Annotated in this window: 1 protein-coding gene; it reads right to left on the bottom strand. The window is 65.0% G+C overall.

What is annotated here, in order from left to right:
- Positions 1-37: 37 nt before the first annotated feature.
- Positions 38-17,854, bottom strand: a complete 17,817-nt coding sequence (locus ACM6HV_RS02615; protein WP_414903473.1) for a non-ribosomal peptide synthase/polyketide synthase — start codon at positions 17,852-17,854, stop codon at positions 38-40.

Genomic DNA, 17,854 nt, shown 5'->3' with positions numbered 1-17,854 from the left:
CCCGGCCAGCGGCCGGGTCTTGATAGAACAACCACACTCAGGACAGCACTTCGCCGACCGTCAGCGCCAGGCCGTCATGCCACCACGCGGCGAAACTGAAGACGTTGGGCGCCTTGAGAATCGTGAAGTGGTTGCCCGGCCCGTACCACACCGCCAGATCGCTGACCTGCCGCTGCCAGCCTTCAAGCACCGCCGCCTGTTCGCGCTGATTGCCCCACTCGTCCAGCGTCGGGTCATCGACCAGTACCAGCCGCACCGGCCCGGTATAGGCCAGTCGCGGTTGATAGACCGTGCGCAAGGCGCTGGCGAAGGTGCGTACCGGGCCATGCATCGCGTCCGGTACCGCGCGCTCCGACAACACCCCGGCGCGCACCATGCCTTCGTGCAGCAGGCGCAGTTGCGTGGTGTCATCGGCGTTGGCGAAGGTCGCCGGATCGATGCCCAGCGATTTGCCACAGGACAACTGCAGGGTGTCGATCAGCCGTTGCAGCGCGGCAGTCGCGGTATACGGTTTGCCCGCCGTACCGTCACCGCCCGGTGCTTCGCTGTCGATCAAGGTCAACGACGCCACCTCGCGCCCGGCCGCCTGCAATTGCGCGGCCATGGCATGCGCGACCCAGCCGCCGAACGAATGGCCGATCAGGTGCAGCGGCCCCTGCGGGTGGATCTGCTCGATGGCCTGCAGGTAGAACGCGGCAGCGGCTTCGACCGCGCTGTGCGGCACACTGACGCCGTCCAGCCCGCGCGGTTGCAAGCCGATGATCGGCCACTCCGGGCCGATCGCCTCGGTCAGGTGAATGAACCCGGTGACACTGTCACCCGCCCCCGGCACGCAGAAAATCGGCGCATGCCCTGGCTGCCCGGTCTGAATCGTCAGCAGCGGTTGATACAGCGTCGGTTCCGGCGTCACCAGGTTTTCCAGCGCCTGGGTAATCGCCTGGCCGAGTGCCTGGATGTGCGGGTGCTTCATCATGGTCCGGTGATCGCCGGGGATGTCGATGCAACGCAGCAAGCGAGTGTCGAAGCGCTCTTCCCAGCCGCGCGTCGGGCTCGGCAATGACTGGCCGTCCATCAGCTCCTGAGCACGGAACAAGTGGATCGGCTGGCTCGCCGGGCTGACTCGGTAATGTGCCAGCGCCAGGCGATGCGCCGCTTCGCGATCAAAGTAGTGCCAGGCGTCCGCCGCGCTGACCGTGGCCAGTTCCGGGTCGGTCAGTTGTTGCGCCTGACAGCGCTGGAACAGCTCGGGGAAGTCCAGTTGTTCGACTTGCGCTTCCAGCATTTGCACCGCCGCCAGCGCCGTCTCGCTTCCAGCACCAAGCATCAGCGAACGCCCACGGCAATGGCCGAGCAACTGACGCTTGTCGAGGCCCTCGCCGCTCCACATGGCCTTGTCTTGGGCGAGCGGGTTTGGCGCATAGCTGTCGAGCATGCCGATAAACTCCACCGGTTCATCGAGGCCAAGCAATTGCTGCGCGACCTCATGCGCCAGCACCCCGCCGAACGACCAGCCCGCCAGCCGATACGGCCCGTGAGGCTGCACCGCACGGATGATCCCGACCATGCGCTGCGCCATGCACTCAAACGTGCGCAATTGCGCTTGCCCAAAGGGGACGCCGGGCAGGCCGTAAATCGGGAACTCACCACCGATGTGCTGGGCCAGCGTCGGGAAGTACACGTCCCTGCCGCTGAATTCATGCAGCAGGAACAGCGGCGCACCGTGCGTCCCGGCACGCACCACGACCAGCCCATCAGGCTGACTGAGCGCCTCGCCCTGACTGAGCAGCGCGGCGGCAGACTCAATGCTCGGATGCTGGAACAGTTCGGCCAGCGACAGTGGCAGCCCGGCCCGTTGCAGCAGATTGACCAGTTTCACCGCCAGCAACGAATGCCCGCCCAGCTCGAAGAAGTTGTCGTGACGGCCCACCTGTTCGACGCCCAGCACCTCACTCCAGATCTGCGCCAGCGCGGTTTCGACTTCACCCTGGGGTGCCACGTATGGGCGGTTGATCACCGCATCTGCCCCCGGTTCCGGCAGGGCCTTGCGGTCGATCTTGTCGTTTGGCGTCAGTGGCAAGGCGTCGAGCAATACGAACGCGCCGGGCACCATGTACTCGGGTAAACGCTCCAGCACATGGCCGCGCAAGGTTTCCAACGATGGCGCGTCGATGCCGGCGCGCACGGTGTACCAGGCCACCAGACGCTCATCACGCACCATCACCACCGCCTCGCGAATCGCCGGATGCTCGATCAACCGTGCCTCGATTTCTCCCGGCTCCAGACGCAAGCCACGCAGCTTGATCTGGAAGTCGTTGCGGCCGAGAAACTCCAGCTCGCCGTGATTGTTGTAGCGCGCCAGATCTCCCGTGCGATACAGCCGATCCCCCGGCACAAACGGGCTGTCGATGAAGCGCTCAGCCTGCATCTCCGGCAGTCGGTGATAACCGCGCGCCACGCCAACGCCGCCGATGTGCAACTCGCCACTGACGCCTTGTGGCACGGGTTGACCGTAGGCATCGAGAACGTACAACCGGGTATTGCTCAGTGCGGTGCCGATCGGCACTACGTTGTCCGGCACCGGCATGTCCGGCTCCAGCGTCCAGCCGGTGCTGTCCACCGTGGTTTCAGTCGGGCCGTAGACGTTATGCAAACGCACCCACGGCAGGCGATCGCGCACTTGGCGGGCCAGCGCTGCACTGAGTTCCCCACCACCGTTGAGCACATCGGTCAGGCTGGTGCACTGCTCGACATCGTCCTGCTCGATGAACTGCTGCAACAGCGCCGGGACGAACTTGACTACGGTCACCTGCTGCTCGCGAATGGTCTGCACCACATACACCGAATCGCGGTTGCCGTCCGGTCGCGCCAGTGCCAGGCGCATCCCGGAACACAGCGGCCAGAAGATCTCCCACACCGAACTGTCGAAGCTGAACGGCGCTTTTTGCAGCAGCGCACCGTGTTCGGTCGGCGGACTGAGCTGCGAACCCCAATGCACCATGTTGCAGGCGCTGCGATGCTCGATCATCACGCCTTTCGGCAATCCGGTAGAGCCCGAGGTGTAGATCATGTACGCAAGATTCGAAGCACTGAGGCCCGGCACTGGCGAATCGTGATCCGGCAGGTGCTGCCAGGTACTGCGGTCAAGGTCGATTACCGTGGCGACCGCGTCATCGAACAACCCGCGAGTAGCGGTCTGCACCAGCACCGCGGTCGGCGCGCTGTCCTTGAGCATGTACGCCAAGCGTTCCGCCGGATACCCCGGATCCAGCGGCACATAGGCACCACCGGCCTTGAGGATGCCGAGCAAACCAACGATCAGATTCAGCCCGCGCTCGACGCAGATCGCCACCCGCGCATCCGGTTGCACACCTTGTGCGCGCAGGTGCCGGGCCAAGCGGTTGGCGCGCTGATTGAGCTCGCGGTAGGTCAGGTTTCCCTGTGCGGATTGCAGCGCGACAGCCTCTGGTTGCCGGCGCGCCTGCGCTTCGAACAAGCCGTGCAACGGCTGCTCCAGCGGGCAATCAACCTCGGTGGCGTTGAAATCCACCAGCAAGCGCTGACGCTCATCCGTCGCCAGCAACGGCACCTGCGTCAACAGCGCCTGATCATCGTTGACCAACGCCGCCAGCAGTTGCTGGAAGTAGCCGACGAAGCGGCGAATGGTCGCCTCGTCGAACAAGGCCGTGGCATAGCGCAACGAACCGCGAATCCCGTCGGGCGAATCGCCGAGGCTCAGTGACAGGTCGAATTTCACAAAGTGGCTGTCGCCGGCCACCCCTTCCAGGGTCAGGTCGCCGAGGGTCAGGCTCGGGTCGTCGTTGTTGTCCCAACTGAGCATGGTCTGGAACAACGCGCTGTGCGACAGACTGCGGACAGGTTTGCTGATGTCCACCACTTGCTCGAACGGCAGATCCTGATGCGCCTGAGCCGCCAGGGTTTGCGCCTTGACCCGCGCCAGCAGCGCCTCGCCGCTCGGCTCGCCCGAGGTGTCGATGCGCAGCGCCAGGGTGTTGACGAACATACCGATCAGGCCTTCGATCTCGGCGCGGGTGCGGTTGGCTACCGGCGAGCCGATCACCACGTCGCTCTGCCCGGACAAACGGCTGAGCAGCATCGCCCAGGCGCTCATGATCACCATGTAGGGCGTCACCGCGCGACGCTGACACAAGGCTTTCAAACCGGCGCTCAAGTGTTGATCGAGCAGCATGTCGACGCGACTGCCGGAATAGTCCTGCTGCGGCGGACGCGGACGGTCAGTGGGCAGGCTCAGCAAGGCCGGCGCACCGGCCAGCGTCTGCTGCCAGTAATCGCTCTGACGCTGCAGCACCTCGCCACTGAGCCAGCGCCGCTGCCACACCGCGTAGTCAGTGTATTGCAGCGCCAGCGGCGGCAGCGGATCGTCTTCGCCACGGCTGAACGCTTGATACAACGCCGCCAGCTCACGGGTCAGCACGCCCATCGACCAGCCATCGGCGATGATGTGGTGCAGCGTCAGCAACAGCACATGATGGTCGTCGGCCAGACGCACAAGACGTCCGCGCAGCAGCGCATCGTGCTGCAGATTGAACGAGGCGCAGGCCTGTTCCTCGATCAGGCCGCGCAAGGCATTGTCAGCCTGTGGGTGTTGACGCAGGTCTTCTACCGCCAGCAACAGACCGCTCTCGGCCGGCAGGATCAACACCTGCGGCTGATCGTCGATCTGGCTGAAGCGGCTGCGCAGGCTTTCATGACGCGCGACGATGCGTGCCAGTGCCCGTTGCAGCGCGTCTTCATCCAGCCGACCGCGCAGGCGCAGACCGACCGGGATGTTGTAGGCGCTGTGGCCACCGTCCATCTGCGCCAGGAACCACAGGCGTTGCTGGGCGAAGGACAGCGGCAATCGCTGATCACGCGGTGCCGGCAAAATCTCCGGCAAGGTGCTGCGCCCCGCCCGGCTCAGCACCTCGGCGACAGCGGCCAGTTCGGGATTGGCGAACAGCTCGGCGAGTGTAAGCTCGACACCCAACTGCTGACGCACCTGCGACAGCATGCGCATCGCCAGCAACGAATGCCCGCCCAGTTCGAAGAAGCTGTCGTGACGACCGACCTGTTCAACCCGCAGCAAGCCAGCCCAGATCCGTGCCAAATGGTGTTCCAGCGCCGAGATCGGCGCGACATACACCCGGCTGAGCATCGCTGCCTGCGTCGGTGCCGGCAGCGCCTTGCGGTCGACCTTGCCGTTGTTGTTCAACGGCAGGACCTCCAATTGCACCCACGCGCTCGGCACCATGTATTCCGGCAGTCGCGCCAGCAACTGCGCGTGCAGATCGGCGCTGTCCAGGCGGCCGGCGTGCGCGGTGTAGTACGCCACCAGACGGGTGATGTCCTGACCATCGCGGCGCGCCAGCACCACGGCCTCCTTGATCCCTTGGCAGTTGAGCAGGCGGTTTTCGATTTCCCCAAGCTCGATACGGAAACCGCGAATCTTCACCTGATCGTCATTGCGCCCGATGCAATCGAGCTGCCCCGGTGCCAGCCAGCGTGCGAGGTCGCCGGTGCGATACAGCAACGCACCCGGCTGCTCGCTGAACGGATCACACAGAAACTTCTCGGCGGTCAGATCGGCGCGATTCAGATAACCCAGCGCCACGCCCTGCCCACCGATGTACAACTCGCCGGTCACGCCCATCGGCACCGGTTGCTGGTGCGCGTCGAGTACATAAACCTGGGTGTTGGAGATCGGCGCGCCAATCGGCACGCTCTCGGCGTTTTCCGCCACTTCGTGAACTTCGAAGGTGGTGGCGTAGGTGGTGGTTTCGGTCGGACCGTAGCAATGCACGATGCTCAGCGTCGGCGCCTCGGTCAGCAGTCGACGGAACCCCGCCGGATCGCCACGCTCACCGCCACACAACAGAATGCGCAGGCCCTTGAGCGCCTGCGGGATCAGCTGCACGTACTGGTTGAACAGTGCGGTGGTGACGAACAGCACCGTTGCCCCGGTTGCGCTCAACTCGCGTCCAAAGGCGTTCGGATCAAGCAAGGTCTGGTGATCGATGACCACCACGCGTCCGCCGTTGAGCAATGGCCCCCAGATGTCCATGGTGCTGGCGTCGAAGGCCGGGTTGGAGGCGAACACCACGCGATCCTGCGCATTGAAATCGGCGTAACCGTTGTTCAGCACCAGGCGGCCGATGGCGCGGTGCGGCACCATCACGCCTTTCGGGGTGCCGGTGGAGCCGGAGGTGTACATGATGTACGCCAGCGATTCCGAGGACTGCGCCAGGTTCGGGTTGTGCGTGGGTTGGCCGCTGAGGGTCAAGCGGTCAAGGTCGATGCGCGGCGCAGCGTAGTCGATGACTTCACGGCTGAGGGTCAGCAACGCCGCTGCCTGACAGTCCTCGACCATGAACGCCTGCCGCTCGCTCGGGGCATTGATGTCCAGCGGCACATAGGCCGCCGCGCATTTGGCAATCGCCAGTTGCGCCACCAGCAGTTCCAGCGAGCGCGGCAGCAGGATCGCCACGTGGTCGCCCGGCTGCACGCCTTGGGCGATCAAGTGATGCGCCAGACGGTTGGCCTGGGCGTTCAGCTCGAAGTAGCTCAACGAATGCTCGCCATGCACCGCCGCCACCGCCTTGGGATGCGCCGCTGCCTGCTGCTGGAAAATCCCGTGCACGGTCAGGGCCTGCGGGTATTCGCGTGCGGTGGCGTTAAAGTCGTAGAGCAAGCGCTGACGCTCAGGCTCGGCGAGTAATGGCACCCGCTCCAGCACCGCTTGATCATCGGCGACCATCGCCGCCAGCAGGCGCTGCAAGTAGCCGACATAGCGCTCGACGGTCGCTTGATCGAACAACGCCGTGGCGTATTCCAGCGAACCGCGAATCACCCCGTTGACCTCACCCAGTGTCAGGGTCAGGTCGAACTTGGCCACCCGGCCCGGCGCGGCCACAGCTTCAAGACTCAGATCGCCCAGCGCCAGGTGCGGGCCGACGCTGCTGTCCCAACTCAGCGTGGTCTGGAACAGCGGGCTGTGCGCCAGACTGCGCGCCGGCCGGGCGATGTCCACCACTTGCTCGAACGGCAGATCCTGATGCGCCTGCGCCTCCAGCGTGCGCGCCTTGACCCGTGCCAGCAGCGTGACCACGTTCGGTTCACCCGAGGTGTCGATACGCAGCGCCAGGGTGTTGACGAACATGCCGATCAGGCCTTCGATCTCGGCCCGGGTGCGGTTGGCCACCGGCGAGCCGATCACCACGTCGGACTGCCCGGACAAACGACTCAACAGTAGCGACCAGGCACTCATCAGGGTCATGAACAGGGTCACGCCGTGCCGTTGACTCAAGGCTTTGAGCCCGGCACTCAGACGCTCGTCCAGCCGTACTTCGACGCTGCTGCCGGCGAAGTCCGGCTGTGGCGGACGCGGACGGTCGGTGGGCAGGGTCAGCAACGCCGGCGCGCCGTCGAGGGTCTGCTGCCAGTAATCGCTTTGCCGCTGCAGCACGTCACCGCTGAGCCAGCGCCGCTGCCACACCGCATAGTCGCCGTATTGCAGCGCCAGTGGCGGTAATGGATCCGGTTGACCGTGGCTGAAGGCCTGATACAGCGCCATCAGTTCGCGGGTCAGCACGCCCATCGACCAACCGTCGGCGACGATGTGATGCACGGTCAGCAACAGCACATGATGATCGTCAGCCAGACGCAGCAGGCGTCCGCGAATCAGCGGATCGTGCTGCAGATCGAAGGCCGTCGCGGCTTCCTGCGTGAGCAGAACCTGCACCGTGGCTTCGGCCTGTGGATCCCGGCGCAGGTCTTCCACCTGCAGCAGCAGACCGCTGTCGACCGGCGCAATCATCACCTGCGCCTGATCGTCGACGCTGACGAAACGGCTGCGCAGGGTGTCGTGGCGCGCAACGATCTGCGTCAGCGCGCGCTGCAAGGCTTCGACATCGAGCCGCCCACCCAGGCGCAGGCCAAGCGGAATGTTGTACGCCGAATTGCCGCCGTCCATTTGCGCGAGGAACCACAAGCGCTGCTGGGCGAAGGACAGCGTGCCGTCACGCGGCACCGCGACGATCGGCGGTTGGCTACTGACCTGCGCTACGCACAGGCACTCGGCGACCGCCGCCAGTTCAGGGTTGGCGAACAGATCGGCCAGCACCAGTTCCCGCCCCAGTTGCTGACGCACCTGCGCGACCATGCGCATGGCCAGCAGCGAATGGCCGCCGAGTTCGAAGAAGTGATCATGGCGGCCAACCCGCTCGACCTGCAGCACCTCGGCCCAGATCTGCGCCAGCGCGGTTTCCAGCGCGTCTTGCGGTTCGACGTATTCACGGCTGAACAGCGCGGTCAGCTGCGGCTTCGGCAGCGCCTTGCGGTCGACCTTGCCGTTGGCGGTCAGCGGTAATGCGTCGAGCCGGACGAATGCCGCCGGCACCATGTATTCCGGCAGTTGCGCCAACAGCCGGGCGCGCAGATCGCCAACGCTCAGCGCGGCGCCCTGTTCGGTGAAATACGCCACCAGACGTGGCTGGCCGGGTTCATCCTCTCGGGCCAGCAGTACCGCGTCTTGAACGCCGTCGAGCTGATTGAGGCGGGTTTCGATCTCGCCCAACTCGATACGCACGCCACGGATTTTCACCTGATCGTCGTTGCGCCCGAGGTATTCGAGGGTGCCGTCCTCGCGCCAGCGCGCCAGGTCGCCGGTGCGGTACAGACGTGCATTTGGCACGCTGCTGAACGGATCGCGCAGAAAGCGTTCGGCGGTCATCTGCGGACGGTTCAGGTACCCACGGGCCACGCCGGCACCGCCGACATACAACTCGCCGATCACCCCCAGCGGCACCGGGCGTTGCTGTGCGTCGAGCAGATACACCGTGGCATTGCTCACCGGTTTACCGATGTGCAAGACGTCGCCCGCCGCAATCAGGCCGGAGGTCGCCACCACCGTGGCTTCGGTCGGGCCATAGTTGTTGATGACCCGGAACGGCTGGTTGCGGTTGAACTGGCGCAGACGATCGCCGCCGATCAACAGGGTTTTCAGGGTCGGATGCGCCGGCTCCTGACTGAAGGCGTATTCGGCTACCGGGGTCGGCAGGAAGCTCACGTCCAGCGGCTGCGCACGCCACCAGGTCAGCAGCGCGTCGATGTCTTCGTTGCCGTCATGGTTTGGCGCCAGATGCACGGTCGCGCCAACGCACAAGGCCGGCCAGACTTCCCAGGCCATGGCGTCGAAACCGAACCCGGCCAGGCTTGAGGTATGACTGCCAGCGTGCAGATCGAAGGCCGCGCAGTGCCAGTCCACCAGGTTGCTCAGGGTCTGATGCTCGACCATCACGCCCTTCGGCAGACCGGTGGAGCCGGAGGTGTAGATCACGTAGACCAGGTGCTGCGGGGTCAGGGCCGGCAGCGACGGGTTGTCGATTGGCTCGTTTGGCCATTGGCGCAGATCAAGGTCGATCAGCGGCACCGACAATGCCGGCAGGCGTTCACGCAGAGCGCTTTGGCTCAGCACCGCGACAGGCGCACTGTCTTGCAGCAGATAGCTCAGGCGCTCCGCCGGGTGCGCCGGATCCACCGGCACATAACCGGCGCCGGCCTTGAGAATCGCCACCAGCCCGACCAGCGTATCGAGACCGCGCCGGGCGACAATGGCCACGCGGTCGTCAGGCTGTACACCCGATGCAATCAGATGATGCGCCAAGGTGTTGGCCTGGCGGTTCAACTCGGCATAGCTCAGCGAGGCACCGGCAAACACCGCTGCCAGCGCCTGCGGCCGTTCAATGACTTGCTGCTCGAAACGCTGGGCGATCGTCAGCCCCTGCGGGTAATCGGCGCGGGTCGCGTTGAAGGTGTGCAACACCTGCTCGCGCTCGGCGCCCGGCAGGATCGACAGCCGTTCAAAGCCTTGATGCGGCGAGTGCTCCAGCGCCTCCACCAGCGCGTGCAAGGCGCATTGCAAATAGTCGCAAATGCGCCGCGCATCGATGCCGGCGCCGGCCAGTGCGGTCAGGCTGAAGCCTTCGCCGAGGTCGTCGACGCTGAGGGTCAGGCGGTAGTTGCTGTGCTCCTCGGCCTCGAGCAATTGCATGCCCTGCCAGGCCGCCCGGGCCTCGGCAGAACCGCCACCCGCCGAGGCACCATGACGGTAATTGAACAACGTGCTGAACAGCGGCGTGCTCGGCGCCATGGCGCTGCAATGCTGGATGCGCGCCAGTTGCGCGTGTTCGTGTTGCAGCAACTGGCTCAGCCGTTGATGCGTCGCCAGTGCCGCGCCCTTGACGCTGTGCGCACGCAGATCGATGCGCAATGGCAAGGTGTTGATGAACACCCCGAGCGCCCGTTCCGCGCCTTCGCCACCCTGCAAACGACCAAGCAATACCGTGCCGAACACCACGTCATCGCGACCGGACAACTGCCCCAGCACCTGCGCCCACGCCAGGTGCATCAGGCTCGCCGCGCTGACACCCAGACGCCGCGCCTGACTGCGCAGGTTGCGGCTCAGCGTGGCGTCGAGGCTCAACCGGGCCTGCGTGGCCAGCCCTTCCTGCGCCGGGTTCTGCCCGTAAGGCAAGGTGGGTTCGTCGACGTCGCCGAGCATCTCGCGGAAAAACGCTTCGTGCTGCTGGTCACTCAACCCGGACAGGGTATGCGCCACGTAATTGCGATACGGCACCGGCTCGGCCAGACGCTGCGGCTGGCCGCTGAGGAACGCCTGCATCTCGTGTCGCAGCACCTCCAGCGCCACGTGGTCCATCACCAGGTGATGGAACAGCAACAACGCCACCACCCGCTGATTGGCTGAATCCCACGCGTGCACTACGCGCATCAGCGGCGCCTGATTGACGGCCATGCGGTACTGCGCGGCGTCGAAGCGCCGGCGCAATTGCTCCAGTACATCACCGTCCGCGCCATCCAGTTCCAGCGCTTCGCACGCCAGCGGCGCCTCACGCCAGACCACTTGCACCGGGTCTTGCAGGCCGTCCCAGAACAGCGAAGTGCGCAGGATGTCGTAGCGCTGGATCACGTTCTGCAGGGCTTGAGTGAAGGTGTTCAGGCGCTGCTCATCGGCAAACGCAAACTGCGCCTGCAACACGTACGGATCGCCCTGCGCGGCGGACAGGTGATGAAAGAGGATGCCGGTCTGCAACGGCGCCAGCGGATAGATGTCCTGCACATTGGCCACGCCGCCGGGGATGCTGGCGACGATGCGGTCAATGCTCGGCTGGTCGAGCGCTACCAGTGGCAGCAGCTCGGGAGTGATGCGTGTGCAGTCCGTGGTGATGAGGTTGGCCGCGACTTCGGCCTCCGGTTCACCGCCCACCGCAGCGGCCAGTGCGGCGAGGGTCGGCTGGTTGAACAGCACGCGAATGTCGGCCGTCAGACCGGCGCGACGCATGCGCGCCACCAGATTCACCGCCAACAGCGAGTGGCCACCCAGTTCAAAGAAATGGTCGTGGCGCCCTACCCGCTCAACCTTGAGCAGGTCAGCCCAGAGCTGCGCGAGGGCGATTTCCACTTCGCCGACCGGCGCTTCATATTCACGGGTGGTCAGCGCCGCCAGATCCAGCGCCGGCAACGCCTTGCGGTCGAGTTTGCCGTTGGGGCTCAGCGGCAATGTATCAAGATGCACGAATACGGCAGGCACCATGTAGTCCGGCAGGTTTTCCAGCAGATGGCTGCGCAGCACGTCGGTTTCCAGCCGTGCTCCGGTGTAGTACGCCACCAGACGCTTGTCCCCCGGCACGTCTTCGCGAGCCAGTACGGCGGCTTCCTGTACGCCATCGATCTGGGTCAGGCGTGCCTGAATCTCGCCGAGCTCGATGCGCAAACCACGAATCTTCACCTGATCGTCGTTGCGACCGAGGTAGTCGATATTGCCGTCCGCCAGATAGCGGGCGACGTCTCCGGTGCGGTACATTCGCCCATTGGCCTGGAACGGATCGTCGAGGAAGCGCTCGGCGTTCAGCTGCGGACGGTTCAGATAACCGCGCGCCACCTGCACGCCACCGATGTACAGCTCGCCGACCACACCGTGCGGCACCGGTTGTTGCTGGGCATCGAGGATGTACATGCGGGTGTTGGCGATTGGTTTGCCGATTGGCGTGTTGTCCGGTGTGCTTTCCAGCGGCCCGGCGCAGTTCCACGCGGTCACGTCCACTGCGGCTTCGGTCGGGCCGTAGAGGTTGTGCAATTGGCTGCCCGGCAGTTGCTGTTTGAAGCGCCGCACCACGCTGCCCGGCAGGGCTTCGCCGCTGCACATCACCTGACGCAGACTGCTGCAACGTGCGGTGTCGGCGTGGGCGAGAAAGACGTCGAGCATCGAGGGAACAAAGTGCAGCGTGGTGATGTGTTCGCGTTCGATGATTTCGCTGAGATACAGCGGATCCTTGTGTCCCTCGGGCCGGGCCATGACTAATCGGGCGCCAGTCATCAACGGCCAGAAGAACTCCCAGACCGAGACGTCGAAGCTGAACGGGGTTTTCTGCAACACCGTGTCGGCAGAACTGAGTTGGTAAGCGTCCTGCATCCACAACAGGCGGTTGACTACCCCGCTATGTTCGTTGATCACGCCTTTCGGTTGGCCAGTGGAACCGGAGGTATAGATCACGTACGCGGTGTGCTGCGGGGCCAGTTCGGCTATCGCAAGATTGTCTGTCGGCAGCGATTGCCAATGCGGCTGATCCAGATCGATCACCGGCACCGCGACTTCGCCGAGCAACGAACGCGTCGCCCCCTGCACCAGCACCGCCAGCGGCGCGCTGTCTTCCAGCATGTAAGCCAGACGCTCCAGCGGATACGCCGGATCCAGCGGCACATAACCGCCGCCAGCCTTGAGGATCGCCAGCAGCCCGACCACCATCTCCAGACCGCGCTCGACGCAGATCGCCACCCGCGCATCCGGCCCTACGCCCAATTCGCGCAGGTACCGCGCCAGTTGATTGGCTCGGGCGTTGAGTTCGGCATAAGTCAGTTGCTGTTCATCAGCAACCACCGCGGGTGTCCAAGGCGTACGCGCCACTTGCGCTTCGAACAGACCATGAATGGTCTGCTCAAGGTCGTAATCGACCTCGGTGGCATTGAACTCGACCAACAAACGCTGCTGTTCCTCCTCCGCCAGCAGCGGCGCCTGTTCCAGCAGCGCCTGATCATTGCCGACCATCGCCTGCAACAGGCGCTGGAAGTAACCGACGAAGCGCTCGACCGTGCTCTGTTCAAACAACGCCGTGGCGTATTCCAGCGATCCGCGAATGATGCCGTTGGACTCACTGAGGCTCAGCGACAGGTCGAACTTGGCGAAGTGGCTCGGCTCGGCCACGCCTTCCAGCGTCAGTTCGCCGAGGGCCAGCGCCGGGCTTTCGAGGCCATCCCAACTGAGCAAGGTCTGGAACAACGGGCTGTGCGCCAGGCTGCGCACGGGCCGGGTGATTTCCACCACTTGCTCGAACGGCAGATCCTGATGCGCCTGCGCTTGCAGGGTTTGCGCCTTGACCCGCGCCAGCAGCGCTTCAACGCTCAGCTCTCCCGAGGTGTCGATGCGCAGCGCCAGGGTGTTGACGAACATGCCGATCAGGCCTTCGATCTCGGCGCGGGTGCGGTTGGCCACTGGCGAACCGATCACCACTTCAGCCTGCCCGGACAAGCGGCTGAGCAGCATCGCCCAGGCACTCATCAGCGTCATGTACAGGGTCACGCCGTGGCGCTGGCCCAAGGCTTTGAGCCCGACGCTCAAGCGCTCGTCGAGCACCACGGCAACGCTGCTGCCGGCATAGTCCTGCTGCGCCGGGCGCGGCCGATCGGTCGGCAGCATCAACAGCGCCGGGGCGCCGGCGAGGGTCTGTTGCCAGTACTCGCTCTGGCGTTGCAGCACCTCGCCGCTGAGCCAGCGCCGCTGCCACACCGCGTAGTCGGTGTATTGCAGCGCCAGCGGCGGCAATGGGTCCGGCTGACCGTGACTGAACGCCTGATACAGCGCCATCAGCTCGCGGGTCAAAACCCCCATCGACCAACCGTCAGAGATGATGTGGTGCAGGGTCAGCAACAGCACATGGTGATCGTCGGCCAGGCGTACCAGTCGCCCGCGAATCAACGGATCGTCCTGCAAGTCGAACGGCCCGGAGGCTTCGCCCTGAATCAGCGCCTGCAGGGTTTCCTCGGGTTGCGGGTGCTGGCGCAGGTCTTCGACTCGCAGCAGCAGGCCGGTGTCGACCGGCGCGATCAGCACCTGCGCTTCGTCGTTGAATTGCGCGAAGCGGCTGCGCAGGGTTTCGTGGCGGGCGACGATCCGCGCCAGTGCGCGTTGCAGCGCCGCGTCGTCGAGACGGCCACGCAGCCGCAGGGCCACGGGAATGTTGTAGGCGGTGTTGGCGCCTTCCATTTGCGCAAGGAACCACAGGCGTTGCTGGGCGAACGACAGCGGCAACGCGCCGTCACGCGGGACCGGCACGATCTGCGGTTGCGCACAGCGTCCGGCCTCGTTCAGCACTGCCGCGACAGCCGCCAGTTCGGCGTTGGCAAACAGATCGCTCAGCGCCAGCTCGACGCCCAGATGCTGGCGCACTTGCGAAACCATGCGCATCGCCAGCAACGAATGCCCGCCGAGTTCGAAAAAGTGATCCTGACGCCCGACCCGCTCGACCTGCAGCACGTCGGCCCAAATCTGCGCCAGCGCGGTTTCCACCTCGCCTTCGGGCGCTGCGTACTCGCGGGTGAACAGCGCCGCCAGATCCGGCGCCGGCAAGGCCTTGCGGTCGACCTTGCCATTGGCGGTCAGCGGCAACGCGGCGAGTTTGACGAACGCGCTCGGCACCATGTATTCCGGCAAACGGCTGAGCAATTGCGCGCGCAACTCGCCCACCGGCAGCGCTTCGACCTGCGGCTGCTCGGTGAAGTAGGCCACCAGGCGCGGCTGGCCGGGTTGATCTTCGCGGGCCAGCAGCACCGCCTCCTGAATCCCCGGCAACTGGTTGAGGCAGGTTTCGATCTCGCCCAGCTCGATGCGCACGCCACGGATTTTCACCTGATCGTCGTTGCGCCCCAGGTACTCGAGGTTGCCGTCCTCGCCCCAGCGTGCAAGGTCGCCGGTGCGGTACATCCGTGCGTTCGGCGCGCGGCTGAACGGGTCACGCAGAAAGCGCTCGGCAGTCATGTCCGGGCGATTCAGGTAGCCACGGGCGACCCCGGCACCGCCAACGTACAACTCGCCCGCCACGCCAATTGGCACCGGGCGCTGCTGTTCGTCGAGCAGGTACACCGTCGCATTGCTTACCGGTTTACCGATGTGCAGCGCATCGCCGCTTTGCACCAGACCTGAAGTCGCGACCACCGTGGCCTCGGTCGGGCCGTAGTTGTTGATCACGTCGAAATGCTGGTTGCGATTGAACTGACGCAAGCGGTCGCCGCCGATCAGCAGCGTGCGCAGGGTCGGGTGTTCGAGGTTCAGGCTGAAGGCGTATTCGGCCACCGGGGTCGGCAGGAAGCTCACGTCCAGCGGCTGCGCGCACCACCACGCGAGCAAGGCGTCGATGTCTTCGCCGCCCTCGTGGGTCGGCGCCAGATGCAGGGTCGCGCCTGCGCACAACGCCGGCCAGACTTCCCAGGCCATCGCATCGAAACCGAAACCGGCGAGGCTTGAGGTGTGGCGACCGGCACAGAGGTCGAACGCGGTGCAGTGCCAGTCGACCAGGTTGCTCAAGGTGTGATGCTCGACCATCACGCCTTTGGGCAGACCGGTGGAGCCGGAGGTGTAGATCACGTAGGCCAGGTTTTCGGTACTCAGGCCGGGAACGCGCGGATTATGGGTCACGTCCTGCGGCCAGTTGCAGCGGTCGAGTTCGAGTACCGGCACGGTCAGCGTCGGCAAGCGCTCGCGCAGATTGTTTTGGGTCAGCACCGCCACTGGCGCGCTGTCGTCGAGCAGGTAGTTCAAGCGCTCCGCCGGGTGCGCCGGGTCAATCGGCACGTAACCGGCGCCGGCCTTGAGGATCGCCACCAGCCCGACCAGGGTGTCCAGCCCGCGACGGGCGACGATGGCGACACGGTCGTCGGGTTTCACGCCCAAACCGATCAGATGCTGCGCCAAGGCATTGGCTTGCTGATTGAGTTCGGCGTAGGTCAGTTGCGCGTCGGCAAACACTGCCGCCAGCGCGTCCGGCCGTTCGGCTACCTGTGCCTCGAAACGTTGCTGGATGGTCTGTGCCGTCGGGAATTTCACATGGGTGGCATTGAAGCCGAGCAGCACCTGTTCAAGCTCTGCCGCCGGCAGGATCGGCAATTGATTGACCGGTGTCTGCGGCGCCTGCTCCAGGGCGAGCAGCAGGTTCTGCAGTGCGCAGAGCAGGTAGTCGCAGATGCGCTGCGGATCGGTCTCGGTGCTGGCCAGCAGGGTCAGGCTGAAGGCGTCACCGAGGTCATCGACACTCATCGTCAGCGGATAGTTGCTGCGCTCTTCGGAGTGCAACGTGGAGATACCGTCCCACGCCGCGAGGGTTTCGGCGCTGGCGGTGGCGACGTTGTGGCTGTGACGATAATTGAGCAGCGTGCTGAACAGCGGCGTCGGCGCCACCACGTGGCTGCAGCGCTGAGCCAGGGCCAGCGGTGCGTGTTCGTGACGCATCAGCGTGGTCAGACGGGCGTGGGTGGCGTTGACCGCTGCGCGCACGTCCTGCCCGTCGATATTCACCCGCAACGGCAAGGTGTTGATGAAAATCCCCAGCGCCCGGTCAATCGCTTCGGCGCCCTGCATGCGGCCCATCAGCACCGTACCGAACACCACCTGCTGTTTGCCGGTCAGCGCGGCCAGCACCTGCGCCCAGCCGAGGTGGAACAGGCTCGCGACACTCACGCCAAGGGTCCGCGCCTGCGCCCGCAGACGCTGGCCTAATAACGTTGGCACCGGCACGCTGAGTTCGACGATTTCACTGCCGTCACCCTGCACATCCTGCAGACCATAAGGCAGCGTCGGTTCGTCGATGTCGCTGAGCATCTCGCGGAAGAACGCCTCGTGCTCGGCCTCGCTGACGCCCAGACGTGCCTGCGCCACGTAGTTGCGAAACGGCACCGGACGCCCGAGCCGTTCACGCTGCCCGGTGAGGCAGGCGCGCATTTCGTGGCGCACCACGTCGAGGGCCGAGTGGTCGAGCGCCATGTGATGGAACAACAGCGTGGCGATCACCCGTTGCCCCGCTTCATCCCAGGCGTGGGCCAGACGCATCAGTGGCGCCTGGGTAACGTCGAGGCGGAAGTGCCGGGCGTCGAAACGCTCATGCAGATACGCCAGCACGTCGCCATTTGCTTCAGGCAACGTCACCTCTTCCACTGGCAGTTCGGCCCGACGCCAGGCCACCTGCACCGGCGCATCCAGCCCTGCCCAATGCACAGCGGTGCGCAGAATGTCATGACGGTCGATCACCGCTTGCAGCGCTTGAGCAAACGCCTGAAAACGCTCGCGGCTGGCAAAGGCGAAATGCGATTGCATGACATACGGATCACCGTCACCGACACTGACGTGGTGATACAGGATGCCTTCCTGCAACGGCGCCAGCGGGTAGATGTCCTGCACGTTGGCCGCGCCGCCGGGGACTTGTGCGACGAGGTGGTCGATGGTCGGCTGGTCGAGTTCGACCAGCGTCAGCATCGCCGGAGTGATGCGCGTGGTGCCGGCAACGATGCCGTTGACCGGCACCTCGACCTGACCATGCTTGCTGGCCGAGTACTGCCCGGCCTTGATCAGCTCGATCAGCACCGGTTTGTGCTCGCGCAACAGCGCCAGCAACGCCGGGTCGCTCAACGCCTGCTTGTTGCCGTTGACCCGCAATTGGTCGTCCGCGACCGCCAGCTGAATATCCTTGGCCTTCAATGTGGCCAACAGTTCGATCAC

The sequence above is a fragment of the Pseudomonas sp. IT-P260 genome (assembly GCF_949768395.1).
Classification (GTDB): domain Bacteria; phylum Pseudomonadota; class Gammaproteobacteria; order Pseudomonadales; family Pseudomonadaceae; genus Aquipseudomonas; species Aquipseudomonas parakoreensis.
This window is presented reverse-complemented; position numbering and strand designations above follow the sequence as displayed.